We start from the raw sequence: 22,851 nt of genomic DNA, 5'->3' as shown, positions 1-22,851 counted from the left end.
GGCCGACGCCACCCGTCTGCACGTCGCGTTCCGCGATGGCCGGCCGTTCCACAGCTTCGAGCCGCTGGCGCGCATCCGGGCGTCGCATGATTGCCCGCCCGACACCTACCGGCTGTCCTACGACTTCACGGCCTTCCCGCGCTGGATCGTCCGATGGGACGTCTCGGGCCCGCGCAAGTCCTACCGGGCCCTGACGCGGTATCGATCCGCGTGATCTTACCCCCCGGCAAGGCGCGTCTGAGCCCGCGCGCTGCCATCCCAGGGTGCGGTACCATCAGGCGAGAACGTCCCGGCCTAGTTGTCTGGCGAGGTCGACGTAATCCAGCAGAACCCAGTTCTCGGCGATGCGTCCGCCGGCGACGCGATAGAAATCCATCACCCTGAGCGTCAGCGCGCGGTCCGTCGGGTCCAAGCCCAGATAGGGGCCGCGATGGGTCATCGTCATCGACGGCCAGCCCGAGACGGCGGCGTAGGGTCCGTCGCCGATCCGGCAGTAATGGTTGCCGCCCTTCCGGTCGGGGAACGCCTCGATGAACGGCTTGCGGTGGTCCTTGACGAAGCCGTCCCAGCGGTAATTCGACCCCACGCCGCCCGGCCCGTGCCACAGCATGTCGTCCGACCACGTCCCGCCCTCGCCGGTCTGACCCGCGCTGGAATAGGTGACGGCGTCATAGACGTGCAGATCGCCCAGCATCCGCTGCACCACGTCGAGGCTCGCCGTTCCCCCTGCGGGATCCGGGCAGACGCCGTCATGGGTGGCCGGTCCGGGGAACAGCATCTCGGTGCCCAAAAGGGGGAAGGGCGCGCGGCCCGCCTGACGCATCAGGTCCGGTAGATCCAGGATCACATGCGCCCGGTCGATCAGCCCGTCCTCGCGAACCCGGTAGAATTCGCCTGCGCGCAGGAAAGCCAGACGCGCAGACGGAGCCACGCCCCAGAGCGTGGCGTCGAACGTGCCGACCAGATGGCTGACGCAGGCGACCCAGCGGCCGCCGCCTTCGCGGATGTTCTCGCCCCCCATCACGATCTCGTCGCGGCGATGCACGCCGGTGAGGGCGGCGCGCAGGGGGCGCAGGATGTGCTCCACCACCGCGTCCCTTCCGGCGACGTCGTCGACCGGCGCCATGGCGTGAAACGCGTTTTCGGGCGCGAAGAGGTCTGCAGCGACGCGGTCCAGATCCGCGTCCGGGACGGTCATGAGGCGTGCGAGCCGGTCGCGGATCGAAACGCGGAAGTCGGTCATGGTCTTCCCCTTGCATACGTATGCAAGGCGTACCGATACGCCTCTGGTCAGCGGATGGAAGAGGCGTGATTTGACCGGATGGCGCAAAGCCGCAATTCATTGCGTATGAAGCCGCTCCTCATCTTCGTCTGTCTGGCGCAACCGCTCTGGGCCTGTCCCGCACCGCCAGAGATCGCCCCGGCAATGGACCGTCTGATCGAACAGGCGCAGACTGCCCCGTCCGCGGCGGCGGGGCGCCTCGCGAGTGCAGGCATGTGGCGCGAATGGACCCGTGCGCCGGATGCGCGGGGGCAGGAACTTCTGGACGAGGGTATGGCCCGGAGGCAGGCGGGCGACCTGCGCGGGGCCCTGATCGCCTTCGACACGCTGATCGAGTATTGCCCGGACTATGCCGAGGGATGGAACCAGCGGGCCTTCGTGCGCTTCCTTTCCGGCGACTTCGCGGCCGCCTTGCCCGATCTGGACCGGGCGTTGGAGTTGCGGCCGCGCCACGTCGCCGCGATGTCCGGCAAGGGCCTGACCCTGATCCAGCTCGGCCGGATCGCAGAGGGGCAGGACATGATCCGGGCCGCCCTGGAATTGAACCCCTGGTTGCCCGAGCGCCGCTACTTGTCGCTGCAGCCCGAAGCGGTCGATCTGTGACGTTGCACGGTCCCGCCGCCCGTCCTATGCCGGACGGGCGGGCGGGCGTGGTGGAACGGTAGACACAAGCGACTTAAAATCGCTCGGGCTTGGCCCATGCGGGTTCGACTCCCGCCGCCCGCACCACTCTGTCCGCGCCTCTTCCCTCCGGATCAAGACCTCGGAGAAGGGTCTGCCTTCGCTCAGCGAATGCGTTCGGCGGCGGCCGCGATGGCCTGCTGATAGACGGTGGCGGCATTCCAGTCGTTCAGGACGCGGAAGTTGCGCGTGCCCTGACCGAAAGGCTGTCCCGGCTGCCAGCCCTTCTGGCGCAGGAAGTTGGCCGTCGATGCCATAGCATCGGCCCAGTTGTAGAAGTCGACCCGGCCGTTGCCGTCGCCGTCGACGCCGTAGCGCAGGGCATTGCCCGGCAGGAACTGCGTGTGCCCCAGCTCGCCGTGGAAGGCGCCGCGCTGATTGGCGCTCAGCATTCCGCGATCCACCATCGAGAGGGCGGCGATGGCGTGGGGGGTGAAGAAGTCCGAGCGGCGGCAATCATAAGCCACCGTCGTGATCGAGCTCACGACGGGCGTGTTGCCCATGTTGCGCCCGAAACCCGTTTCCATTCCCCAGATCGACAGCAGGATCCCGGAGGGCACGCCGTAACGCTGTTCGAGCGCGTTGAAGAAGTTGCGGTTCTGGTCCAGCCGCCGTTTGGCCTGCGCGGCGAAGCCGTCCAGTGAGCCGAGGCGGATGCGGATGAAGTCGTTCAGCGAGTACCGCACGCCTTTCTGGTTCCGGTCTGCATTGATCGTGCCCTGGCTGTAGCTCGCCCCCGCAAGTGCCTGAAGTCCGCGCTGTCCTACACCGGCCCGCTGCGCCTCGGCGGCGAAGGCCTGCTTCCAGCGTTCGAACCCGCTGGCATCGTTGCCGCATTGCGCGGCCACGCCCATGGCGGGGATCAGCGACAGGGCGGCTGCGAGAATGGTGCGACGCATGGAAACCTCCGTAAGACCTGCGGCGAGCGTATCACGCGGCCCAGCTAGGGCAACCGCGTCGAGATATCCAATAGCCTGTCGAGGTTTAACGATTCCGTCATGTGATCCGCGAGCGCATCGAGGGTCGCGTCCACCTGTGTCTCATGGGCAAAATCGGTCGGGGCCACTCCGAGGTCCGACAGGTCGGCCCGGCGAAACGCGTCCGAGGCGGAGAGGCCATGCAGATAGCAGCCGCGGATCCGCCCGTCGGGCGAGGCCGCGCCAACGTCGCGTCCGTCGATCCGCAGCCAGCCGCGCACCGTGTCCGGCCCAATTGTGCGGCCGAGATGGATTTCGTAGCCATCCGGATCGGTCCCGCTTGGAGGGTTAAGCGCGGCCACTCGGGCCAGACGCTTTTCCGGCGCCATGACGGTCGTGATATCCGGAAGGCCAAGTCCGGGCACCTCGCCCGGCGGCCGTTCGATCCCGTCGGGATCCGCCATGATCCGGCCGAACATCTGATAGCCACCGCAAATCTCCAGCACATCGCCGCCGCGCCGGATAATCGCCTGCGCGCATCGTCGCGAGCCGGCGCTCCTGCAGGATGACCTGACGGCACATCTCGCCTTCGGGCTTTCGCGGAACGGGGTTCATGTCGGTCTGCGGCTCGATCCCACGGGCCCGTGCTTGCAGAGCCTGGGCGCGACCGACCTTTCCGTCGTCGGCGGTCACGGCGGCGTTGTTGGACATGTCTTGCGGCTTGAAGGGGCGCACCCGGAGTCCCGCCCGCGCGAAATGGCGGCAGAGCCCCGCGACGAGGACCGACTTGCCGACCTTCGGGCCGGTTCACTGCAACATGATCGCGCGCGTCATCCGCATCCCCTATACCCGGCGCGATGAACACGCCGGCTCACCTGATCCTGGGGATCGCCGCTTTCGGCAAGCCCGACCAGCCGCGCGTCAATGCGGCGGCGGCCTTCGGAGCGCTGGCGCCGGACGTGTCGCTCTACCTGTTGGTCGCAGGCGCTATGGTCCTGAGCGAGACGCCCGATCGCATCTTCGGAGAGCTCTACTTCTCGGAGGCGTGGCAGGCTGTCTTCCGCATCGACAATTCGGTCTTCGTGTGGGGCGCCGTCCTCCTGTCCGGGGTCGCGTTGCGGCGCGACTGGATGATCGCCATGGGGGCGGCCGCGCTCCTGCATCTCGCCTGCGACCTGCCGCTGCACCACGACGACGGGCGGGCGCATTTCTGGCCGCTGACAAACTGGGTCTTCGAGAGCCCGGTCAGCTACTGGGATGTCCGGCGCGGGGCGGGGTGGATCGCCCCGCTGGAGGTCGCGCTGGCCCTGGCCGCTGCCGCCTGGGCGGCATGGCGGTTCCCGAGCCCGTGGGTGCGCCTGATCCTCGCCGCAGCGGTCGTCGGACAGCTGAGTGTCAACGGGCTCTGGGCGTGGATCTTTGCATGACGTCCGGCGCTGTCATGCGCGTTCGGAGTATTCCATCGTCTCGGTGTTGACGACCACGTCTTCTCCCTCGCCGACGAAGGGAGGGACGGTGATGCGTACACCATTGTCCAGCACGGCGGGTTTGAAGCTGTTGGCGGCGGTCTGACCCTTCACGACGGGTTCGGTCTCGGCCACCTTGCAGGTCACCTTCTGAGGCAGCGTCGCGTTCAACGCCTCGTCTTCGTAATACTCGATCTGGACCATCATGCCGTCCTGAAGGAACGGGCGACGCTCGCCCAGGATCTCTGCGTCGAGTTCCACCTGGTCGTAGGTCTCGGTATCCATGAAGACGAGTTTGCCGTCGGTCTCGTAGAGAAACTGCTGATCCTTCTGCTCCAGACGGACGCGCTCGACCTTGTCGGCGCTGCGGAAGCGTTCGTTCAGCTTGGAACCGTTTCGCAGATTGCGCATTTCCACCTGCGCGAAGGCTCCACCTTTTCCAGGTTTGACATGATCGACCTTAACGGCGGTCCACAAATGGCCGTCATGCTCCAACACGTTGCCAGGACGGATTTCGTTGCCGTTGATCTTGGGCATGGCCCTCTCCATGTCTGACTGTCCGCGCCCGATATCTCTCGCCGCGCCCCGGAGCAAGGCGGAGAGTCAAGTGCGCGGAATGCGACCAAATCTTGACAAAAGGTTGAAGGGTGAGCGTCGCTGACTAGATATAGTCAGATACGGTGCTGTCCGACGGCGGTATTGGTGTGTGTGGATGGTTAGGTATGCATTCTGGGAATATGTGGTATTCGGGTTTTGCATTCCGAAAGTCAGTTTGACGTGATAGGCAGCGCCGAACCGGGTTCTGAACGACACAAACGGAGAGAGCAGCATGAGCGACTTGGTCGACGCAACGGCATACAATTTCGAGCAGGGTCAGCGGGCCCGGAAACTCTTCGCCGCCGTCGTGCTTGCCGCTTTGGATGACGCGATCGCGGACGACAAGAAGTTTGGCAACGGCCCCGATCAGATCGCCCGTTGGGCGCGGTCGCGCGACGGGCGCGAAGTGCTGAGCTGCGCCGGGATCGACCCGAACGAACGGGTTGTTTCGGGTTTGATGGAATTCGTTGGACGCGGCGTGCGCACATCGGTGGCCCTCTCCCGCGAGGAGAGCGAGCGCCGTCAGGCCGCCGAGTTGGCCGAGGCGCTCAAGGCAGCCTGATCCAGTCCAATCCAAAGGAAAGGCCGCGCCCTTCGGGTGCGGCCTTTTTCTTTTGCACGACGAAGGCCCGCGAGGTTCAGTCGAATTCCTCGGCGGAGAACATCGTCCGCAATTCACGCCGGACCAGCTTGCGCACGTTCCGCGTGATCCGCTCGCCCAGGACGCCCGACAATTCCTGTCGGACGATCTCGGCGACCAGGTCCCGCAAGGCCTCGTGATCCATGTTCTCGAGCGCCGGGGGGCGCGTCGCGGCGATGCCGTCTGCGAGAATATCGTCGTCGTCGTCCCGATCCCGGCTGGCACCAGATGATGGTGTATCTTCGGACAGAACGACAGCGTCCTCGAAACCGGGGTCGGGAGTGGGATCCGGTTCAGCGGCAGTCGCGGCCTTGATCTCGGCGATGATGTCCGCGTCGTCCTCGGACGTGTCTACATCCGGGGCGGCGACGGTTGTGGGTGCGATCCGCGCGATGGGGGGCGGCGGGGGGAGGTCGGACGGCGCCCGTTCGCTGTCGGCCACGAACCCCATTCCACCGATCGCCGCCGCAAAGGCCTGAGTGGCCTCGGCCGACGGGGGCGCGGACGGGCGTGGCGGGATCGGGGTCTCAGAGGTCGGGTTCTCGGGGGCCGGGGTCGCGGCGGCGCGCGCATCGGAGCGAGGCGCGTCGCGTTCCTCGTCCTGCGAAGCGACGTCATCCTGACCGTCGACCTCATCCCTGCGGTTGATCGGCTGGAAGGGGTCGTCGGCTTCGACCACGCGAAGCTCTTCCCCGAGGACCAGAGCGTCACCCGCGCCGCCAACCGAACCGGCGTCGTCGCCGATCTCGTCACCCCGAATGTCGGAGACGTCTTCCCCGGTCTCTTCCGCGACCTCAGCGGTGGAGGCCACGTGGCCCGCGGCCGCAGGACGTGACGGTGGTCCGGCTGCGACCAGTCGACGGATCGAGGACACGACGTCGTCGATGCTTTGGGGGTCTGCCATCTCGCCTCCTTCGGTCGACGGGCTTTGGGCCGTCTCTTCCTGCCTGCATCCGATCCGGATGCATGACCTCGTCATAACACAGGATGTGGGATCGAGCGAGGGCGGCGCCGCGCGCACCGCCCAAGTAGGTTAACGGAGGTGCCCTCCGGGCAACGCGCGTCTCAGTTCCGGTTGAAGCGTCGCAGGACGCGATCGAGGCGCGTGCCTTGCAGCGACCCGGGGGCGTTGGTCACCGGCGCACCGCGCACGGCCGTGTAGTAGGCATCGGGGTCGTAGCGCTCCACCGCGAGGCCCAGATGATCCGTCGTCAGAAGGCCGATGGCCGCCAGAACCGAATACACGGCCTGTTGCGCGTCGGTTTCCGCTTCCAGCCGTGCTGTCCGCGCGTCGAGGAGTTCCTGTTCGGAGTCGAGCACGTCCAGCGTTGTCCGGGCGCCGAGCGCGGCTTCCTCGCGGAAGCCCTCGAAGGCGAGCTGTGCCGACCGGACCTGCTCATCCGAGGCGAGGACCTGCGCGCGGGCGATCTGAAGCTGGGCCCAGGCGCGACCGACATCGTCCGCGACCACGCGCGCCTCCTGCACCAGAGCGGCCCGGGCGGCATTCACCCGCGTGACGGCCTGCCGCTCCAGCGCCGGAAGCCGGCCTCCGGAATAGAGCGTGCCGGTCGTCTCGATGGTCAGGGTCGCGTTGTTCTGCTGCGTGTTGCTGCGTCCGACCGTGGCGCTCGTTCCGACGGTGGGAAGGCGGTCCGCCGCCGCGGCTTCGACCAGCAACTGGTTGGCGGTGACGTCGTGCTGCAGCGCCTTGATGTTGGGGTGGATCTGCACGGCCAGCTCTTGGGCGCGCTCGACCGACGGCGGAAGCTCGGGCAGGGGAGGCAGCGCCGAAAGCCGGCCCGATGGCAGCTGGCCGGTCGCCAGACGGTAGGTTTCGCGGGCGATATCGACGTTGCCGCGGGCGGCGGCCAGTGACGATTGCGCGGCGGCAAGGCGGGCCTGCGCGATGGCAACGTCCGTCCGCGTGACCTCGCCGACCTCGAACCGGTCCCGCGCCGCGCGAAGCTGCTCGGAGATCAGCCGCACGTTGCTTTCCCGCACGTCGACGACGCGCGCCGCGAAGCGAAGGTTGAGATAGGCCGCCACAGCGTTCAGAAGGACGTTCTGCTCTACCTGGATGAGGTTCCAGCGGCCCGCGAGGACCGCCTCCTTGCGCGCGGCGATGCGGAAGGCCCGCTGCCCGCCATCCAGGATGGTATAGTTCAGCGACAGGCCAAGCGATTGCGTCGCGTTGGTGCCCGAAAACTCTGAATCGGTCTTCTGCAGCCGGGCGAAGTACTGGATGACCGGCCGCAACGCCGAGACGGCGACCGCCACATCCTCGTCGAGGCCACGCAGGAGGTTCCGCTGCTGTTCGAGCAGGGGGCTGGACTCGTAGGCCAGCACCAGCGCATCGGTCAGGCTCTGCGCGCTGGCCTGGATCGGAGCGGCGGCGACGGCGGCCGCGAGGGCGAGAGAGCGGAACGTCCGTTTCATAGCGTGAAGGCCCGTGTCTTTGCGAAGCCCGGCAGGACCAGCGCATCCGCGTTGAAGGCGGTGCGCCAGCCCATGTGACCTTCGGCCATGACGCCGATCCGGGCCTCGCCGAGGACGCCCTCCATGAAGATCGCGGCCATGCGTCCGCCCTCCTTGAGTTGCTCGACAAGGGCGTCGGGGATCTGCTCGACCCCACCCTCGATCAGAATGATGTCATAGGGGGCCGCCTTCGGCTGACCCTCGGTCAGCGGCGCGGTGACCACCACGGCGTTGTCGATGCCCTGTGCGGTCAGCGCCGCTTCGGCATCGCGGGCCATGTCGCCCTCTTCCTCGACGGCCACGACCGATGCCGTCATCCGCGACAGGAGCGCGGCCGAGTATCCAAGGCCCGCCCCGACGATCAGGACATTCTCGTGGCCTTCGGGGTCGATCGCATCCAGCAGCTTGGCGATCGTGCGGGGGGCGGGCATCTCACGTCCGCCTGCCAGGGGGACAGGCGCGTCGCGATAGGCCACGGCCTCCTCGGAGGAAGGGACGAACGCCTCGCGCGGGATGGCCAGCATCGCGCCGATGATCGGGAACTTCGTCACGTCCGACGGCCGGACCTGGGTATCGACCATGATCCGGCGAAGTGTCTGCGGGTCGGCCATTCTTGCGATGCCTCGTCTGCTTCCTGCCCTCGGCCAGATTGCACGCGCCACCCGTTCACGCAACCGGAGAGCCCCTCCCTCGGCGGCTTGCGGCGGCGTGCGTGGCACGCTAGACGCACCTGACACGACGGCGAGTTGGCGGAGTGGTTACGCAGCGGATTGCAAATCCGTGTACACCGGTTCGATTCCGGTACTCGCCTCCATCCCACTTCTCCCGGTCAAATCAGCGGCGTAGGCGGCACGGCAGGTGCGGTTTACTGCGCCCGAGCGCTCGGACGGGCCCGCGCAGACGGACCGCCCTGAATATCCACTCCTATGGAGAAGGGTGCTTTGAAGGTCGGTGCGCGCCATTCCTGTCGTGGAGCGGGCGCCGCAGGGCTCAGCCCGGTTGGCCGAGCGTTTCGTCGAACTTGATCGACTCTCCGCAGCCGCAGGCTTCGGTCACGTTCGGGTTGCGGAACCGGAAGCCGGATTCCAGCAGAGACGTCTCGTAGTCGATCTCGGTTCCGAACAGGAACATCTGCGCCATGGGTGCGATGATGACGCGCGCGCCGTCGCCCGCCTCGATCACCTCGTCATTGGGCTCGGCCTCGGCGACGTAATCCATCGTGTATTCCATGCCAGCACAGCCGCCCTTCTTGACGCCGACCTTCAGGCCGAAAGCATCGCCCTTGGCCATGAGCTTCGCGATCTGCTTCGATGCAGCGGGGGTCACCGTGACGGGGGACTGACCTGGAATGGCGAACATGGACACGTCTCCTTCACCCGGAACGTAAGCGCACCGGAGCGCGGCCTCAAGGGGGCAGCCTTTCGCTCAGATAGCCGGCCAGCGCGTCCAGCGCCGTACGGATCGGCGTCTCGTGGCGCGCCTCGTGGTGCGAGACCAGCCATTCCTCATGGGTCAGATCCTCGATCGGATCCGAGAGGCGGGGCAGGCCGCTCTCTTCGCCGATGAACATCGGCAGGACAACGCGGCCGATCCCCGCGCGGGCCAGTGCCAGCGCCCAGCGCGGGTCGTTGGCCGCCGTCACGATCTCGCCCCCGTGGTTGTCGATCACCCAGCGCCCAGAGGGCGTGTGCGCGGCATCGAAGCTGACCCCGATCCAGTTCCCGACCCCTTCTTGCCCATAGGCGGCGTAACGCACTGTCGCGGTGCGGCGCCCGGCGAGCCAGGGCTGGTCGGGCCTGCGGTTGCGGATGCCGATATCGACTTCGCGCCGGGCGATATCCATGTCCCTGTCGCAATGGACCATCTCGGGGATCCAGCAGGCCTCGGGCGACCAGTAGCGCGTCACGTCCGCGGCCAGCGCCTGCGACGTCCAGGTCCCGGCCGACAGGCGGACACGCACCGGCCCGGAGCCCGCCTCGCGCCACTGGCCGATATCGGCGGCGGCCTCTTCCATGCGCTCGGTGCGGGCGAGCAGGGCGCGCCCGTCCTCGGTCAGCGCGTAACCGTGGACCCCGTGGCGGAACAGCCGCCGTCCCAGCCGCGCCTCGAGCCCGGTCATCCGCCGCGACAGGGTGGCCGTCGATGTCCCCGTCTCGTCCGCCGCCCGGGCAAGCGTTCCCGTCCGCGCGACGGCGGCGAACAGGGCGAGGTCGTTCCAAGCGATGGGGTCTTGCATCCGCGAAAGGCTAGTTGCGGTCCCGGCGGGCTGCAATCGGGCGCGGGCGGCGACAGATAGGAGGCAGACCTGAAAGGAGACCCGCCATGACCCGCACCTACGACCAACCCTTTGCCCAACCTTCGGAATATGAGCGCGAGCAGGCCTACTTTGCAGAAATGCATCATCACTTGCAGCGCCGCAAGCGCGCCAGGTGGCGGCTCTGGCTTGCCCTGCGCGTCGCGGGCCGTCGCTAGGAGGACGAGCAAGACGAAACGGGGCGCGCCGCATCGGCGCGCCCCGGACCCTAGTGCCCCGGAAATGTCGCGGTCAGAGACCGAAGCAGTTGGCGTAATAGGTCACGGTCGCGGGCCAATCCGAGAAGATCCCCTCGATCTCCACATCCTGTGCCAGCACGTGCAGCAACTCGTAATAGACGCCATCATTGTCGGTGACGTCCTCGATGGACTGGAAGTACCAGCCGCCGCCGCCTGCCAGCGGGCCCGAGCGTTCCAGCGTCCAGGTGATGATGCCTAGTCCGGCCGCCTTGGCCTCGGTTGCCAGCGCCGAGGGGACGATCTCGCCGTCTTCGGCCTTCACCAGCATCCAGGTCGGCGGGGCGATGTAGTTGACGCCCATTTCCTTGAGTTCGGCCATGGTGTTGGGCCAGGTCGAAGGATCGTCGGGCTCGTAGCCCTCGATGTCGTACTCGTCCATCAGATAGACGGCCTGCGCACCGAAGTCCGGCTCGTTCTCGATCCAGTAGAGCACATCCTCCAGCTGGAAGCTCTGCAGCCAGACGCGCGACGGGTCGATGCCCGCTTCCTTGTACTCGTCGACCAGCTTCTGGGCGTAATCCTCCTGGCTGAACCCCTCATGGGGCATCTCGACGGACGGTGCCTTCAACTCCGGCGTGAAATCCGCTCCCAGACTGTCGAAAAGCGCGATGCTCTCGGCATGGGTCATGATCGTGGCGCCGTTCGTATAGAGGTCGGTGCGCCAGTCTGCGGTCCCGCCCTGATACTCTTCGGCGGTCGTGGCCGACCCGTCCGAGGCGTCCATCTTCGGCACCAGCGTCCGGTACTGCGCCAACGTGATCTCGGACGTCCGGCACTCGGCCGTGGCGTCGTCATCACCCGAGGCGGACGTGAACGGCGTCACGCAGGTATCGGCCAGATCCGAGACCAGGATGTTCGTTGTCGTGTGCAGGTCGTTCTGGGCATGGCGGCAGACCAGCTCGTGATCCTGGGTGAAGGTCACGTCGCATTCCAGTATGCCCGCGCCCTGACGCGCGGCGGCGACGTTGGATTCTACGGTATGCTCGGGGAACATGAGCGGTGCGCCCCTGTGGCCGATCGAGAACTTCGACATCTGCGGCGTCTGGCCCCGGCAGGCCATGAGCTGCTCTTTCAATTCCCCCTCGGCAAGCTGGTCGATCAGGTGGAACGGGCGCTGACCGTAGGTCAGCGGCTCGCCCCCGTGGGCGTCGGCCAGAGCCGGGAACGGTGCGGCGAGCAGGAGGAGTGGAAGCACGTGACGGGACATTGGACGCCTTTCTTCGAGTTCTGCCAAACGGGTGGCCAAACGAGTTGAGGCGCGCGTGACGGTTCCGTGAAGGATAGGTGACGACCCGCCGGGGCATCGGCGGATCGCCGCCGGTCAGGCCGCTTCCGCGGCTTGTGCTTCGGGGAAGATCGACTTGCCGTCCGCCCCTTCGATCTTTCGTGCCGCTTTCACGATCCGTTCCCGCGAGGCGCAGGCCACGTCCCACGAGGTATTCGGGTCCCGGCAGGGCACGCTGAACCAGACGTCGATGCCGAAGACGTCCTGCCCGGTGACGTTCATGGATGCCTCGCTGGCTTCCCCGACCTCGCCGCCCAGCTTTTCGTCCTGCCGCAACTCTTCCATCACTTCAAAGAATGCCTCCCGCAGCGCGTCCAGATCGGTCTCGGGCCGGAACTTGAACTTCAGGATCTTCAGCATCGCGGGATCCTGGATCGACCAGTTGGTGAAGGTCTCGGAGACGAACTCGCCCACGGGGACGATGATCCGGGTCCCGTCCCAATTGCGAAGTTGGATGAAGGTCAGGTGGATCCGTTCCACGTAGCAGACCTCGCCCTTCCAGACGACGCGGTCGCCCATCCGTGCGGACTGGTTCAGTGCGATCTGCAGCGAGGCCATGATGTTGCCCAGCACTTCGCGCGCTGCAAAGCCCAGAACCAGGGTCAGCGCGCCCGCCGAGGCGAGGATGGACAGGCCCAGCCCGCGGAAGACGTCCGCCGTCGACAGCACCACGCCCGATCCGATCAGGACGACGGCGATGGTGAGGATGCGCTTGACCGCATTCAGCTTGGTCGCAGTGGAGCGGGCGTCCTGATACTGGGCTTCGGTCAGGTCCAGGTCCTCTTCGGGCGCCAGCAGATTGTCGAGCAGGGCATCCGCGACGTTCAGGATCAACATCAGGATCGCGGTCACGTAGCCGACCGCGATCAACGGCGTCAGGAAAATCTCGATCTGCCCCGAAAAGACGAAGATCGAGCGGCTCGCGACGAAGAACAGCGTCGTCACCGCCGCGATCATCGCCGGGGTCCGCACTCCGTGCAGGACGCCCCGCACGACGGCTCTGTCCGATGATCGTCGGATCTTTTCGAACAACCTCCGGATCGCCCAGGCCAGCAGGATTGACGCCGCGATCAAGAGCGGCAGGCCGATCAACTCCCACCACATCAGACCCCAGACTGCGTCGTTGAGCATGGCGGCGGGCAGCCGCGCCTCCAGCGCGGACGGCCCGTATGCGGCATAGAGCGCCGGGATGTCCGCGACCGTTTCCCGCGGGAAGATCCAGACCGGGGCCGTGTCTTCTCCGGGCTTCACACGGTTCAGGCGGATGGCGGCGGGGACCGGGTCGAGGTTCAGTTCCCGGATCAACAGCGACCGGCGCGGCTCTCCGGCCTGGGCCTGCTGGCTCCCGCCGAGGACCTGCAGCGCGTCGGGCCGCTGGTTCAGCCGCGACCAGTCCAGAACCGCCTTCCGGTCGAGGACCGAGTGGAGCTGCCGCGCCAGGATCTCCCCGTCGCGCGCCTGCAGACCTGTCTCTATGTCTCCAAGGTCCAGCACGTGGCTCGCCGCGCGCCAGTCTCCGGCATCCGCCGCCGTCAGAAAGGTGTCCAGCGCCGTGCGCGGCGTGCGCCGGTCGACATTGTCGGGCGGGGCACCCAGCCCTTCATTCAGGCCATCGACGGAAAAGAACGGGTCTTCCTGCGCCGAAGCGGGCAACACGAAGACGAGGATGATGAGAAGCGAACGCAGTAGATGTCCCATGGCGGGACAACGTGACGCGGGAACCGGCGGTTCCCGCGGCTCACATGAAGCCCAACTCCAGCCGCGCCTCGTCGGACATCATCTCCATGCCCCAGGGCGGTTCCCACACGAGGTCGACATCGACGGATTTGACCCCGGGCAGCGGCTCTACCGCGTCGGCCACCCAGCCGGGCATCTCGCCCGCCACGGGGCAGCCCGGCGCAGTCAGGGTCATGATGACGCGAACGTCGTTTTCCTGAGAGATGTCAATCGTGTAGATCAGGCCCAGGTCGTAGATGTTGACCGGGATCTCGGGGTCGAAGACCGTGCGGCAGGCCTCCACCACGTTCTCGTGCAGCGGGTGATCTGTCGAGGAAGGCCGGATCAGCGGCGCGCCCTCCATCAGGCTATCGTCGGTCATCAGGGTCATCCCGTGGGAATTAGTTGACCGGTATAGTAGGAATTACGCGGGCGCCCGGCAAGGGCGCCCGCGCCATGTTGTCCGCACTCAGAAGCGGTAATTCACGGTCAAGCCCACGGTCGTGATGTCTGCCTCGAGGCTGTCGACATCGAAGCCGTCGAACTGATGGTAAAGCACCTCGGCGCCCGCGGTGATGTTCTGCGTCACGAAACGCTCGCCACCGAGGCCTGCGAAGTAGCCATCGCTGTCGTCGTCGCCGGTCAGACGTGCGTAGCCACCAGTCCCGTAGATCAGATTGGGTCCGAAACCATAGCCGGCGCGCAGACCGGCACGCAGAATGCCGTCGATGCCATTCTCGAACGTGACATCCGAGTCCGCCCCGGCATCGTCATCCTCGAAGTTGAGGTCGAAGTTGACTACGTCGTACGCCAGCTGACCACCAAGGACGAACCCGTTGGCGAAGGCGTAATCGTAGCCGGCGCGAATACCGCCATAGATCCCGTCGTCGTCGAATCCGTCCACGAACCCGGCCAGATCGTCACGGACATCGTCGAACTCGTCGCCAAGGTCGAAATCCTCGTCACTATCTACACCAGTGTTGAGGCCCGCAAAGCCGATAGCCCCGCCGACATAGCCGCCGGTCCAATTGTAAGCGGGCGCGGGCTCGCCCACGAAAACGGGTGCAGGCTCGACCGGCGCCGGGGCGGGGTTCCCTGCCAGCGCAGGGGCGGCGGCGACGGCGGTCAGCGCGGCGAGGGCGGGCAAGATACGGAATTTCATATGAGTCTCCATTGTTGCGCAGGTGGTGCGCGGTCATTGCGGTGATCTAACAACGTGCTTGCGAAGGAAAAGGCCCGTCACGACTCGATGTGGGCGAGGTTTGCGCGGGTCCCCGCCGGTCGGTCACGGCAGCCCGCCCGAACGAGCCCTCCCGGCGACAGGCCTGCAATGAAACGTGAGGCGGACGACAGCGCGGCGGCGCCCTTGCCCTCCGGGCGGGGCCGGGGCAGGGGGACGCGATGACCCGTTTCTCCTTCGATCTGACGGCAACCGACGGCGCCGCGCGCACGGGCGTCATCCACACCCCGCGCGGCGAGGTGCGCACGCCCGCCTTCATGCCCGTCGGCACGGCGGCGACCGTCAAGGCGATGCTGCCCGGCAGCGTCCGCGAGACCGGCGCCGACATCCTGCTGGGCAATACCTATCACCTGATGCTGCGGCCCACGGCCGAACGGATCGACCGCCTCGGCGGCCTGCACCGCTTCATGAACTGGGACCGGCCGATCCTGACCGACAGCGGCGGCTTTCAGGTCATGAGCCTGGCCGAGCTGCGCAAGCTGACCGAAGAGGGCGTGACCTTCCGCAGCCATATCGACGGCTCTCGCCACACCCTCACGCCCGAGCGCAGCATGGAGATCCAGCGCCTGCTCGGCAGCGACATCGTCATGGCCTTCGACGAATGCCCCGCATTGCCGGCCGAGCGCGACCGCATCGCCGCCTCGATGCGGCTCTCGATGCGCTGGGCGCAGCGGTCCCGCGACGCTTTCGGCGACCGGCCGGGCCACGCGCTCTTCGGGATCCAGCAGGGCGGACTCGAACCCGATCTGCGCGCCGAAAGCGCCGAGGCCCTGCGCGGCATCGGCTTCGACGGCTACGCGGTCGGCGGCCTTGCCGTGGGCGAGGGGCAGGAGGCCATGTTCGGCGTGCTCGACTACGCCCCCGGCCAATTGCCGGAGGACAAGCCCCGCTATCTGATGGGCGTGGGCAAGCCCGACGACATCGTGGGCGCCGTCAGGCGCGGCATCGACATGATGGATTGCGTGCTGCCGTCACGGTCGGGGCGCACGGGGCAGGCCTTCACCCGGCGCGGCGTCGTCAACATCCGCAACGCGCGCCATGCCGACGATCCGCGCCCGCTGGACGAGGCCTGCGCCTGCCCCGCCTGCCGGGGCTACTCGCGCGCCTATCTCCACCATGTCTCGCGCGCGAAAGAGATCATCGCCTCGATGCTGATGACCTGGCACAACCTGCACTACTATCAGGAGCTCATGGCCGGGATGCGCGACGCCATCGCGGCGGGCAGTTTCGACGCGTGGGAGGCGGAGTTCCACGCCACCCGCGCGCTCGGGGATATCGACCCGATCTGACGCGTGGGGCGACGGCCTAGTCTTCGGGGGTGGGCCCCGGCTGGCCCAGCATCAGCACGCCGGGCGGAAGCGGGGCCAGCGTCAGCCGTGCCGCCCGCATTCCGCAACCCATCGCGTTTTGCGTCAACGTGTCCTCGCAGACATGGCGGACCATGCGGCCCCGCGACAGGCGGGCGGCGGCCAGGTGGATCGTGCGGCCGCCCGCATCGACCTCGGCGCGTTCCGGCAGGCCCGTGGGCCCGGCGCAATAGCGCGAGATGACCTCGCGCATCAGTCGGGACGCCGTCACGCCCGCAAAGATGACTTCCGCGCGATCCGCCGAAAGGGTGCCCGCAATCCGGCCGTCGAAGTCGCGGAAGGCCACTTCGCCTTCGCCGACACGGCGCAGGGCGAACTCGGTCATCTCGTCCAGCGCCCCCATGAAACTGTCGGTCTCTGCGTAGGACGTCAGCGCGCCGGCCAGAAAGGTCAGCGCGGTATCGGGGCGCCAGTCGAAACTGTCGGCGACGCTCTCTGCGGCCGCGCGCGCCTGGGCTCGCGCGTGGATCGCCGCACGGGCGGGGGAACGGGCATGAGCGGGGTCGAAGCGCGTGTTCATGAGGCAGCTTTCGGTCAGCGTCTGCGACTCATGGTTAATGACGGATTCGGGCGCGAGTTCGGCCCGGATCGGACGGGCGCGACCAATCCGGGCGGAATTCGGGCGGGGCGGGTTCGACGCCTTGAAACGTTGGAAATGGCGCGGATCTTCTTCTCAGGACGGGCTGTGGCGCGCCGCATTCCCGATCCCGAACCGTGTCCAATGGCCGCTGATCGAGGGGGCCGTTTCCCGTTTTCCTCCCCTTGCGCCCGGCATCCGGGGGGCGCATCGTTGGCCATCCGAGGGGCGCAACGTTGAAGCGAACGGGCGCGCCCCCCAAGTAAGTCGGGACAACGGAAGGCCTCGAATGCCGCCGATCCCGGGGCAGTGGGCCTTTGCGAGAAGGACAGACAATGACGAGCACCATTCATCCCGTTCTGCCGCTGCGCGATATCGTGGTCTTCCCCCACATGATCGTGCCGCTCTTCGTGGGTCGCGAAAAGTCGGTTCGCGCACTCGAAGAGGTGATGCAGGACGACAAGCAGATCCTCCTGTCGTCCCAGATCGACCCCTCCGTCGACGAGCCGGAGCAGGACGGAATCTACCGTATCGGCGTCCTGGCCAACGTCCTTCAGCTTCTCAAGCTGCCCGATGGCACCGTGAAGGTGCTGGTCGAGGGGCGGACCCGTGTGAAGATCGGCCGTTTCCTCGAGAATGACGACTTCTTCGAGGCTGAGGCCACGCCGCTCAGCGAGGAGCCGGGCGATCCGGCGACCATCGACGCGCTCATGCGCTCGGTGGCCGAGGAGTTCGAGCGCTACGCGAAGGTCAAGAAGAACATCCCCGAAGAGGCGCTCGGCGCCGTGGGCGAGGCGCAGGACCCCGCCAAGCTGGTCGACCTGGTCGCCGGCCATCTGGGTGTCGAGGTCGCGCAGAAGCAGGAATTGCTCGAGATGCTGATCGTGTCCGATCGGCTCGAAAAGGTCTTCGGCCTCATGCAGGGCGAGATGAGCGTCCTGCAGGTCGAGAAGCGCATCAAGTCCCGCGTGAAGTCCCAGATGGAGCGGACGCAGCGCGAATACTACCTCAACGAGCAGATGAAGGCGATCCAGAAGGAGCTTGGCGACGGCGAGGACGGCCAGAACGAGGTCGCCGAACTCGAAGAGCGGATCGCCAACACCAAGCTGTCGAAAGAGGCGCGCGAAAAGGCCGAGGGCGAGCTCAAGAAGCTCAAGAACATGAGCCCGATGTCCGCCGAGGCGACGGTCGTGCGCAACTATCTCGACTGGATGCTGTCGATCCCGTGGGGCACCAAGTCCCGCGTCAAGAAGGACATCAACAAGGCCCAGGAAGTCCTTGATAAGGATCACTACGGCCTCGAGAAGGTGAAAGAGCGGATCGTCGAATACCTGGCCGTGCAGGCCCGGTCGTCCAAGCTGCGCGGCCCGATCCTCTGCCTCGTCGGGCCCCCGGGCGTGGGCAAGACCTCGCTGGGCAAGTCCGTCGCCAAGGCCACGGGGCGCGAATTCATCCGCATCTCGCTGGGCGGCGTGCGCGACGAATCCGAGATCCGCGGCCACCGTCGGACCTATATCGGCTCCATGCCTGGCAAGATCATCCAGGCGCTCAAGAAGGCCAAGACGACGAACCCGCTCATCCTGCTCGACGAGATCGACAAGATGGGACAGGATTTCCGCGGCGACCCGGCTTCGGCGATGCTGGAAGTGCTCGATCCCGAGCAGAACGGCACCTTCGTCGACCACTATCTCGAAGTGGAATACGACCTCTCGAACGTGATGTTCCTGACGACGGCGAATTCCTACAACATGCCGGGCCCGCTTCTGGACCGGATGGAGATCATTCCGCTCGCCGGCTACACCGAGGACGAGAAGGTCGAGATCGCCAGGCGCCACCTGCTGCCCAAGCAGATCAAGAACCACGGTTTGCGAAAGGGCGAGTTCGAGCTGGGCGACGACGCGCTCCGCGACATGGTCCGCTACTACACCCGCGAGGCGGGCGTGCGGAACCTGGAGCGTGAACTGGCCAAGCTGGCGCGCAAGGCGGTGACCAAGATCGTCGGCAAGACAGCCGAAGAGGTCGAGGTGACCTCCGAGAATCTCGACGACTTCCTGGGCGTACGCAAGCATCGCTACGGCCTCGCCGAAGAGAAGGATCAGGTCGGCGTCGTGACAGGCCTCGCCTACACCTCGGTCGGGGGCGACCTTCTGCACATCGAGGCGCTGCGCCTGCCGGGCAAGGGCCGCATGAAGACGACCGGTAAGCTGGGCGACGTCATGAAGGAATCGATCGACGCGGCCTCCAGCTACGTGCGGTCCATCGCGCCTGAGATCGGGGTGAAGCCGCCGCAGATGGAGAAGTGGGACATCCACGTCCACGTTCCGGATGGCGCCACGCCCAAGGACGGGCCCAGTGCGGGTCTCGCCATGACGACGGCGATCGTGTCGACCCTGGCGCGCATCCCGGTGCGTCGCGACATCGCCATGACAGGCGAGGTGTCGTTACGCGGTAACGCGATGCCCATCGGCGGTCTCAAGGAAAAGCTGCTCGCCGCCCTACGCGGCGGCATCAAGACGGTGCTTATCCCTGAGGAGAACGAGAAGGACCTGGCCGACATCCCGGACAACGTGAAGGAGGGGCTTGAGATCATCCCCGTCACGCACGCCTCCGAGGTGCTCAAGCTGGCCCTGACCGAGACGCCCGAGGGCATCGACTGGGACGAAGCCGCCGAGGAGGCGGCCGCGCTGGCCGCCAAGGCCTCCGACGGCAAGGGGGAAGGCGCCGTCGCGCACTGATCCGTCAGATCGTCAGACGACAAGGGGGCGCCTTCGGGCGCCCCCTTTCTCATTTTGCGTTCGCCCCTTTCCGCCGAAGCGCCGGGGGTCTAGGTTCGCGGCAACGCCGCGCGTCTTGGGAGGGACCATGGATTTCGCTCTGTCCGAGGAGAGCCGGGCCATCTTTAACATGGCCCGCGATGTGGGTCAGGCCGAGATCGCGCCCCATGCCCGCGCCTGGGAGGCGGCGGGCGATATTCCACGCGACCTCTGGCCGAAACTGGCCGAACTGGGCCTCGCCGGGCTCTACGTCTCCGAAGAGGCGGGCGGCACCGGGCTGACGCGCCTCGATGCCACGCTCGTCTTCGAGGCCCTGTCCATGGCCTGCCCGTCGGTCGCGTCCTTCCTGTCGATCCACAACATGTGCGCGCGCATGATCGACGCCTACGGCTCGGACGAGTTGAAGGACCGGATGCTGCCCAAGGCACTGACCTGCGAGACCTGGCTCTCCTATTGCCTGACGGAGCCGGGCAGCGGATCGGATGCCGCCGCGCTCAAGACGCGGGCCGAGCGCACCAACGAAGGCTGGCGCCTGACCGGGACCAAGGCCTTCATCTCGGGCGGTGGTTATTCGGACGCCTATATCGTGATGGCCCGCTCGGGCGAGGCGGGGCCGCGCGGCATCTCGGCCTTCGTGGTCGAGGACGGAACCGACGGGCTTTCCTTCGGCGGGCTCGAGGACAAGATGGGCTGGCGCTCCCAGCCCACGCGGCAGGTGCAGCTCGACGATGCGCCCGTCCCGGCCTCCAACCTTCTTGGGGAAGAGGGCCACGGCTTCCGCTACGCCATGGCCGGGCTCGACGGCGGACGCCTGAACATCGCCGCCTGCTCGCTGGGCGCCGCGCAGCAGGCGCTGGACCTCACGCTGGCCTATGTGCGCGAGCGCAAGGCGTTCGGGCAAAGCCTCGCCGATTTCCAGAACACCCAGTTCCGCCTGGCCGAGATGGAGATCGAGCTTCAATCCGCCCGCACCTTCCTGCGTCAGGCCGCCTGGCATCTCGATCAGGGAACGCCCGAGGCCACCAAGTTCTGTGCCATGGCCAAGAAGATGGTGACCGAGGCGGGAAGCCGCGTGGTCGACGGATGTCTGCAGCTTCACGGCGGTTACGGATATCTGGCCGATTACGGGATCGAGAAGCTGTCGCGCGACCTGCGTGTGCACCAGATCCTCGAAGGGACGAACGAGATCATGCGCCTCATCGTGGCGCGCAACATGCTGGCGGCGTGACCGGGCCGGACCGGGCATCGAGCCCGGTCCGACCCGGCGGGGGGTCGCCCATCCTGTGCCATCGGTTCGAGCCAGATGGACGATGCCCCCCGCGCATCCCGGGACTTTTGTAGCAGATTGAGGGACAGCGTGTCGGACGACATCCATATCCGTATCGAAGGCCGGGCGGGCCGCATCACGTTGAGTCGTCCGAAGGCGCTGAACGCGCTGACCTGGGACATGTGTCTCGCCATCGAGCGCGCCCTCGACAGCTGGGAGGCCGACGAGGCCGTCTCGCTGATCCTGATCGACGGCGCGGGGGAAAGGGCCTTCTGCGCCGGCGGCGACATCGCCGAGATGCACGAGGCGGCCGGGCGCGGGGATTACGGCTATGGCCAGCGGTTCTGGCGCGACGAATACCGCATGGACGCCAAGCTGGCGCGGTTCCCGAAGCCCGTCGTCACGCTGCTGCACGGCTTCGTCATGGGCGGCGGCGTGGGTGTGGGCTGCCACGCCTCGCATCGGGTGGTGCGCGACGACAGCCGCATCGCGATGCCGGAATGCGCCATCGGGCTGGTGCCGGATGTGGGCGGCTCGCTGCTTCTGCGGCGGGCACCGGGGCGGCTGGGCGCGTTTCTGGGCGTGACGGGGCATCGGATGGGGCCGGGGGACGCGATCCGCGCGGGCTTTGCCGATACCTACGTGCCCGGCGACTGGGCGGCGCTGACCGACGCGCTGTGCGAGGCCGGGGATGTGGCGGCGCTCGACGCGGCCGCCGCTCCGGCCCCCGAGGCCGCGCTGACCGGCTGGCAGGAGGAGATCGACCGCCTCTACGCCGCCGCCACGCTTGCCGATCTGTCGCGCGCCGTCCGCGACGACGGCCCCGCCGCGCAGGCGACGCGCAAGGCCCTCGATGCGAACTCGCCGCTGGCCATGGCCTGCGCCCTGGAGATGCAGCAGCGCCTCGCGCCCACCGCCTCCATCGAGACCGCGCTGGGCCTGGAATACCGCTTCACCCACCGCGCGCTGCAATCGTCCGACTTCGTGGAAGGCATCCGCGCCCGCATCATCGACAAGGACAACGCCCCCGTCTGGCGCCATCCCGGCCCCGAAGCCGTGCCCCCGGTCGAGGTCTCGGCCATGCTGCGCCCCCTCGGCCCCGACGCCCTGAACCTGGAGGAGACCCCATGAAGGTCGCATTCATCGGAACCGGCAACATGGGCGCGCCCATGGCCCGCAACCTCGCCGATGCGGGGCACGAAGTGACGGGCTTCGACACCCAAGCGCCCATGCCCGACGGCGTTCTCGTCGCCGCCAGCGCCACCGACGCCGTCAAGGACGCCGAGGTCGCGGTCACGATGCTCCCGAACGGAGAGATCCTGCGCGCCGTCGTCGCCGAGATCCTGCCCGCGATGGCGCCCGGCGCGGTGCTGCTGGACTGCTCCACCGTCGACGTGGACAGCGCCCGCGCCGTGGCCCGAGAGGCCGCCGCGCAGGGCCGCCGCTTTCTCGACGCGCCGGTCTCCGGCGGGGTGGGGGGCGCCGATGCGGGCACGCTGACCTTCATGGTGGGCGGCGCCGAGGACGCGCTCGCCACCGCGCGGCCCCTGCTGGAGGTCATGGGCGCCCGCATCGTCCATTGCGGAGAGGCGGGCGCGGGCCAGGCTGCCAAGATCTGCAACAACATGATACTGGGCGCTACCATGGTCGCCACCTGCGAGGCCTTCGCGCTGGCCGACAGGCTGGGCCTCGACCGGCAGGCGATGTTCGACGTGGTTTCGACCTCGTCGGGGCAGAGCTGGTCGATGAACACCTATTGCCCCGCCCCCGGCGTGGGCCCCACCTCTCCGGCGGACAACGACTACCGTCCTGGCTTCGCGGCCGAACTGATGCTCAAGGATCTGGGCCTCGCCGCGCAGGCGGCCGAGGCCGTGGGCGCCACAACCCCCATGGGTGCCGCCGCGCTGGCCGAGTACCGCACCTTCGTCGAGCAGGAGGACGGGAAGGGCCGCGACTTCAGCGCCATGCTGCCGCGCTTCGCGGGCAAGCCCGGCGACCGGTGACCCGGCGCTTC

The 22,851-nt window shown here is 67.2% G+C and carries 23 protein-coding genes, 2 tRNA genes and 1 pseudogene; 12 read left to right on the top strand and 14 right to left on the bottom strand.

Going from position 1 to position 22,851, the window contains the following annotated elements; all coding sequences use genetic code 11:
- Positions 1-214: DUF6314 family protein (locus jaqu_RS21645; protein ID WP_043918857.1), on the top strand; the 214-nt coding region annotated here is incomplete at its 5' end.
- Positions 215-274: 60 nt separating this feature from the next.
- Here the strand turns inward: jaqu_RS21645 and jaqu_RS10130 are convergent.
- Positions 275-1,243 (bottom strand): nuclear transport factor 2 family protein, encoded by a 969-nt coding sequence (locus tag jaqu_RS10130; protein WP_043918856.1) that lies wholly within the window; start codon positions 1,241-1,243, stop codon positions 275-277.
- A gap of 105 nt (positions 1,244-1,348) precedes the next feature.
- On the opposite strand from jaqu_RS10130, the gene jaqu_RS10125 reads away from it, so the two are divergent.
- Positions 1,349-1,885, top strand: a complete 537-nt coding sequence (locus jaqu_RS10125; RefSeq protein ID WP_043918855.1) for a tetratricopeptide repeat protein — start codon at positions 1,349-1,351, stop codon at positions 1,883-1,885.
- A 41-nt stretch (positions 1,886-1,926) separates the two neighbouring features.
- Positions 1,927-2,011: transfer RNA gene (locus tag jaqu_RS10120), tRNA-Leu, on the top strand.
- Positions 2,012-2,067: 56 nt separating this feature from the next.
- Here jaqu_RS10120 and jaqu_RS10115 read toward each other — a convergent pair.
- Together jaqu_RS10115 and jaqu_RS21070 are read right to left on the bottom strand one after the other, a co-directional pair.
- Positions 2,068-2,862: a lytic murein transglycosylase gene (locus jaqu_RS10115; RefSeq protein WP_043918854.1), complete on the bottom strand. Its 795-nt coding sequence runs from the start codon at positions 2,860-2,862 to the stop codon at positions 2,068-2,070.
- A 44-nt stretch (positions 2,863-2,906) separates the two neighbouring features.
- Positions 2,907-3,714, bottom strand: a pseudogene (locus tag jaqu_RS21070) (nucleotide-binding protein).
- A 23-nt stretch (positions 3,715-3,737) separates the two neighbouring features.
- Here jaqu_RS21070 and jaqu_RS10105 point away from each other — a divergent pair.
- On the top strand, positions 3,738-4,307 hold the full coding sequence (locus tag jaqu_RS10105; RefSeq protein WP_043918852.1) for a hypothetical protein: 570 nt from the start codon (positions 3,738-3,740) through the stop codon (positions 4,305-4,307).
- Between the two features lie 12 nt (positions 4,308-4,319).
- On the opposite strand, the gene efp is transcribed toward jaqu_RS10105, so the two are convergent.
- On the bottom strand, positions 4,320-4,883 hold the full coding sequence (gene efp / locus jaqu_RS10100; protein WP_043918851.1) for an elongation factor P: 564 nt from the start codon (positions 4,881-4,883) through the stop codon (positions 4,320-4,322).
- Between the two features lie 292 nt (positions 4,884-5,175).
- Between efp and jaqu_RS10095 the strand changes: the two genes are divergently transcribed.
- A complete protein-coding gene (locus tag jaqu_RS10095) occupies positions 5,176-5,505 on the top strand; it encodes a DUF6280 family protein (RefSeq protein WP_043918850.1) in 330 nt (109 codons plus the stop codon).
- Between the two features lie 76 nt (positions 5,506-5,581).
- Here the strand turns inward: jaqu_RS10095 and jaqu_RS10090 are convergent, their stop codons facing one another.
- The 3 genes from jaqu_RS10090 to jaqu_RS10080 form a co-directional block, all read right to left on the bottom strand.
- A complete protein-coding gene (locus jaqu_RS10090; protein ID WP_043918849.1) occupies positions 5,582-6,487 on the bottom strand; it encodes a hypothetical protein in 906 nt (301 codons plus the stop codon).
- Between the two features lie 161 nt (positions 6,488-6,648).
- A complete protein-coding gene (locus tag jaqu_RS10085; RefSeq protein ID WP_043918848.1) occupies positions 6,649-8,019 on the bottom strand; it encodes a TolC family outer membrane protein in 1,371 nt (456 codons plus the stop codon).
- Positions 8,016-8,669: a protein-L-isoaspartate O-methyltransferase family protein gene (locus jaqu_RS10080; protein ID WP_043918847.1), complete on the bottom strand. Its 654-nt coding sequence runs from the start codon at positions 8,667-8,669 to the stop codon at positions 8,016-8,018. Before jaqu_RS10080 ends, jaqu_RS10085 begins: the two co-directional genes overlap by 4 nt.
- A gap of 129 nt (positions 8,670-8,798) precedes the next feature.
- On the opposite strand from jaqu_RS10080, the gene jaqu_RS10075 reads away from it, so the two are divergent.
- Positions 8,799-8,872, top strand: a tRNA-Cys gene (locus jaqu_RS10075).
- A 176-nt stretch (positions 8,873-9,048) separates the two neighbouring features.
- On the opposite strand, the gene jaqu_RS10070 is transcribed toward jaqu_RS10075, so the two are convergent.
- On the bottom strand, positions 9,049-9,417 hold the full coding sequence (locus jaqu_RS10070; protein WP_043918846.1) for a HesB/IscA family protein: 369 nt from the start codon (positions 9,415-9,417) through the stop codon (positions 9,049-9,051).
- Positions 9,418-9,463: 46 nt separating this feature from the next.
- A complete protein-coding gene (locus jaqu_RS10065; RefSeq protein ID WP_043918845.1) occupies positions 9,464-10,294 on the bottom strand; it encodes a LysR family transcriptional regulator in 831 nt (276 codons plus the stop codon).
- Positions 10,295-10,380: 86 nt separating this feature from the next.
- On the opposite strand from jaqu_RS10065, the gene jaqu_RS21640 reads away from it, so the two are divergent.
- Positions 10,381-10,530 (top strand): hypothetical protein, encoded by a 150-nt coding sequence (locus tag jaqu_RS21640; protein WP_161793855.1) that lies wholly within the window; start codon positions 10,381-10,383, stop codon positions 10,528-10,530.
- A 73-nt stretch (positions 10,531-10,603) separates the two neighbouring features.
- Here jaqu_RS21640 and jaqu_RS10060 read toward each other — a convergent pair whose 3' ends face one another.
- The 4 genes from jaqu_RS10060 to jaqu_RS10045 all read right to left on the bottom strand — a co-directional run bounded on the left by jaqu_RS10060 (position 10,604) and on the right by jaqu_RS10045 (position 14,774).
- A complete protein-coding gene (locus jaqu_RS10060) occupies positions 10,604-11,818 on the bottom strand; it encodes a glycerophosphodiester phosphodiesterase family protein (protein WP_043918844.1) in 1,215 nt (404 codons plus the stop codon).
- A gap of 114 nt (positions 11,819-11,932) precedes the next feature.
- Positions 11,933-13,594 (bottom strand): mechanosensitive ion channel family protein, encoded by a 1,662-nt coding sequence (locus jaqu_RS10055; RefSeq protein ID WP_043918843.1) that lies wholly within the window; start codon positions 13,592-13,594, stop codon positions 11,933-11,935.
- A 40-nt stretch (positions 13,595-13,634) separates the two neighbouring features.
- The gene (locus jaqu_RS10050; protein WP_043918842.1) at positions 13,635-13,994 is read right to left on the bottom strand and encodes an SUF system Fe-S cluster assembly protein; all 360 of its coding nucleotides are present in this window, start codon (positions 13,992-13,994) and stop codon (positions 13,635-13,637) included.
- Positions 13,995-14,081: 87 nt separating this feature from the next.
- Positions 14,082-14,774: an outer membrane protein gene (locus tag jaqu_RS10045; RefSeq protein WP_052500905.1), complete on the bottom strand. Its 693-nt coding sequence runs from the start codon at positions 14,772-14,774 to the stop codon at positions 14,082-14,084.
- Between the two features lie 239 nt (positions 14,775-15,013).
- Here jaqu_RS10045 and tgt point away from each other — a divergent pair, with 239 nt between their 5' ends.
- Complete coding sequence (gene tgt, locus jaqu_RS10040) at positions 15,014-16,141, top strand: tRNA guanosine(34) transglycosylase Tgt (RefSeq protein WP_043918841.1); 1,128 nt, start codon at positions 15,014-15,016, stop codon at positions 16,139-16,141.
- Positions 16,142-16,157: 16 nt separating this feature from the next.
- On the opposite strand, the gene jaqu_RS10035 is transcribed toward tgt, so the two are convergent.
- Positions 16,158-16,739 carry a hypothetical protein gene (locus jaqu_RS10035; protein ID WP_043918840.1) on the bottom strand — a complete coding sequence of 194 codons (582 nt, stop codon included), beginning with the start codon at positions 16,737-16,739 and terminating at the stop codon, positions 16,158-16,160.
- Between the two features lie 392 nt (positions 16,740-17,131).
- Here jaqu_RS10035 and lon point away from each other — a divergent pair, with 392 nt between their 5' ends.
- The 4 genes from lon (at position 17,132) to mmsB (ending at position 22,840) form a co-directional block, all read left to right on the top strand.
- Positions 17,132-19,531 (top strand): endopeptidase La, encoded by a 2,400-nt coding sequence (gene lon / locus jaqu_RS10030; RefSeq protein WP_043918839.1) that lies wholly within the window; start codon positions 17,132-17,134, stop codon positions 19,529-19,531.
- A 127-nt stretch (positions 19,532-19,658) separates the two neighbouring features.
- Positions 19,659-20,798: an acyl-CoA dehydrogenase family protein gene (locus tag jaqu_RS10025; protein ID WP_043918838.1), complete on the top strand. Its 1,140-nt coding sequence runs from the start codon at positions 19,659-19,661 to the stop codon at positions 20,796-20,798.
- Positions 20,799-20,927: 129 nt separating this feature from the next.
- On the top strand, positions 20,928-21,968 hold the full coding sequence (locus tag jaqu_RS10020; RefSeq protein ID WP_043918837.1) for an enoyl-CoA hydratase/isomerase family protein: 1,041 nt from the start codon (positions 20,928-20,930) through the stop codon (positions 21,966-21,968).
- Positions 21,965-22,840, top strand: a complete 876-nt coding sequence (gene mmsB / locus jaqu_RS10015; RefSeq protein WP_043918836.1) for a 3-hydroxyisobutyrate dehydrogenase — start codon at positions 21,965-21,967, stop codon at positions 22,838-22,840. The genes jaqu_RS10020 and mmsB overlap by 4 nt, the downstream gene beginning before the upstream one ends.
- Positions 22,841-22,851: the final 11 nt, after the last annotated feature.

The organism is Jannaschia aquimarina (assembly GCF_000877395.1).
Taxonomy (GTDB): Bacteria; Pseudomonadota; Alphaproteobacteria; order Rhodobacterales; family Rhodobacteraceae; genus Jannaschia; species Jannaschia aquimarina.
This window is presented reverse-complemented; position numbering and strand designations above follow the sequence as displayed.

Excerpts from the sequence above, each read along its gene's own strand:
- jaqu_RS10050 (WP_043918842.1), bottom strand. The coding sequence starts at position 13,994 with ATGACCGACGATAGCCTGATGGAGGGCGCGCCGCTGATCCGGCCTTCC.
- jaqu_RS10070 (WP_043918846.1), bottom strand. The coding sequence starts at position 9,417 with ATGTTCGCCATTCCAGGTCAGTCCCCCGTCACGGTGACCCCCGCTGCA.
- jaqu_RS10090 (WP_043918849.1), bottom strand. The coding sequence starts at position 6,487 with ATGGCAGACCCCCAAAGCATCGACGACGTCGTGTCCTCGATCCGTCGA.
- jaqu_RS10045 (WP_052500905.1), bottom strand. The coding sequence starts at position 14,774 with ATGAAATTCCGTATCTTGCCCGCCCTCGCCGCGCTGACCGCCGTCGCC.
- jaqu_RS21640 (WP_161793855.1), top strand. The coding sequence starts at position 10,381 with ATGACCCGCACCTACGACCAACCCTTTGCCCAACCTTCGGAATATGAG.
- jaqu_RS10130 (WP_043918856.1), bottom strand. The coding sequence starts at position 1,243 with ATGACCGACTTCCGCGTTTCGATCCGCGACCGGCTCGCACGCCTCATG.
- mmsB (WP_043918836.1), top strand. The coding sequence starts at position 21,965 with ATGAAGGTCGCATTCATCGGAACCGGCAACATGGGCGCGCCCATGGCC.
- jaqu_RS10080 (WP_043918847.1), bottom strand. The coding sequence starts at position 8,669 with ATGGCCGACCCGCAGACACTTCGCCGGATCATGGTCGATACCCAGGTC.
- jaqu_RS10035 (WP_043918840.1), bottom strand. The coding sequence starts at position 16,739 with ATGAACACGCGCTTCGACCCCGCTCATGCCCGTTCCCCCGCCCGTGCG.
- jaqu_RS10095 (WP_043918850.1), top strand. The coding sequence starts at position 5,176 with ATGAGCGACTTGGTCGACGCAACGGCATACAATTTCGAGCAGGGTCAG.
- tgt (WP_043918841.1), top strand. The coding sequence starts at position 15,014 with ATGACCCGTTTCTCCTTCGATCTGACGGCAACCGACGGCGCCGCGCGC.
- jaqu_RS10055 (WP_043918843.1), bottom strand. The coding sequence starts at position 13,594 with ATGGGACATCTACTGCGTTCGCTTCTCATCATCCTCGTCTTCGTGTTG.
- efp (WP_043918851.1), bottom strand. The coding sequence starts at position 4,883 with ATGCCCAAGATCAACGGCAACGAAATCCGTCCTGGCAACGTGTTGGAG.
- jaqu_RS10060 (WP_043918844.1), bottom strand. The coding sequence starts at position 11,818 with ATGTCCCGTCACGTGCTTCCACTCCTCCTGCTCGCCGCACCGTTCCCG.
- jaqu_RS10025 (WP_043918838.1), top strand. The coding sequence starts at position 19,659 with ATGGATTTCGCTCTGTCCGAGGAGAGCCGGGCCATCTTTAACATGGCC.
- jaqu_RS10125 (WP_043918855.1), top strand. The coding sequence starts at position 1,349 with ATGAAGCCGCTCCTCATCTTCGTCTGTCTGGCGCAACCGCTCTGGGCC.
- jaqu_RS10105 (WP_043918852.1), top strand. The coding sequence starts at position 3,738 with ATGAACACGCCGGCTCACCTGATCCTGGGGATCGCCGCTTTCGGCAAG.
- lon (WP_043918839.1), top strand. The coding sequence starts at position 17,132 with ATGACGAGCACCATTCATCCCGTTCTGCCGCTGCGCGATATCGTGGTC.
- jaqu_RS10115 (WP_043918854.1), bottom strand. The coding sequence starts at position 2,862 with ATGCGTCGCACCATTCTCGCAGCCGCCCTGTCGCTGATCCCCGCCATG.
- jaqu_RS10065 (WP_043918845.1), bottom strand. The coding sequence starts at position 10,294 with ATGCAAGACCCCATCGCTTGGAACGACCTCGCCCTGTTCGCCGCCGTC.
- jaqu_RS10085 (WP_043918848.1), bottom strand. The coding sequence starts at position 8,019 with ATGAAACGGACGTTCCGCTCTCTCGCCCTCGCGGCCGCCGTCGCCGCC.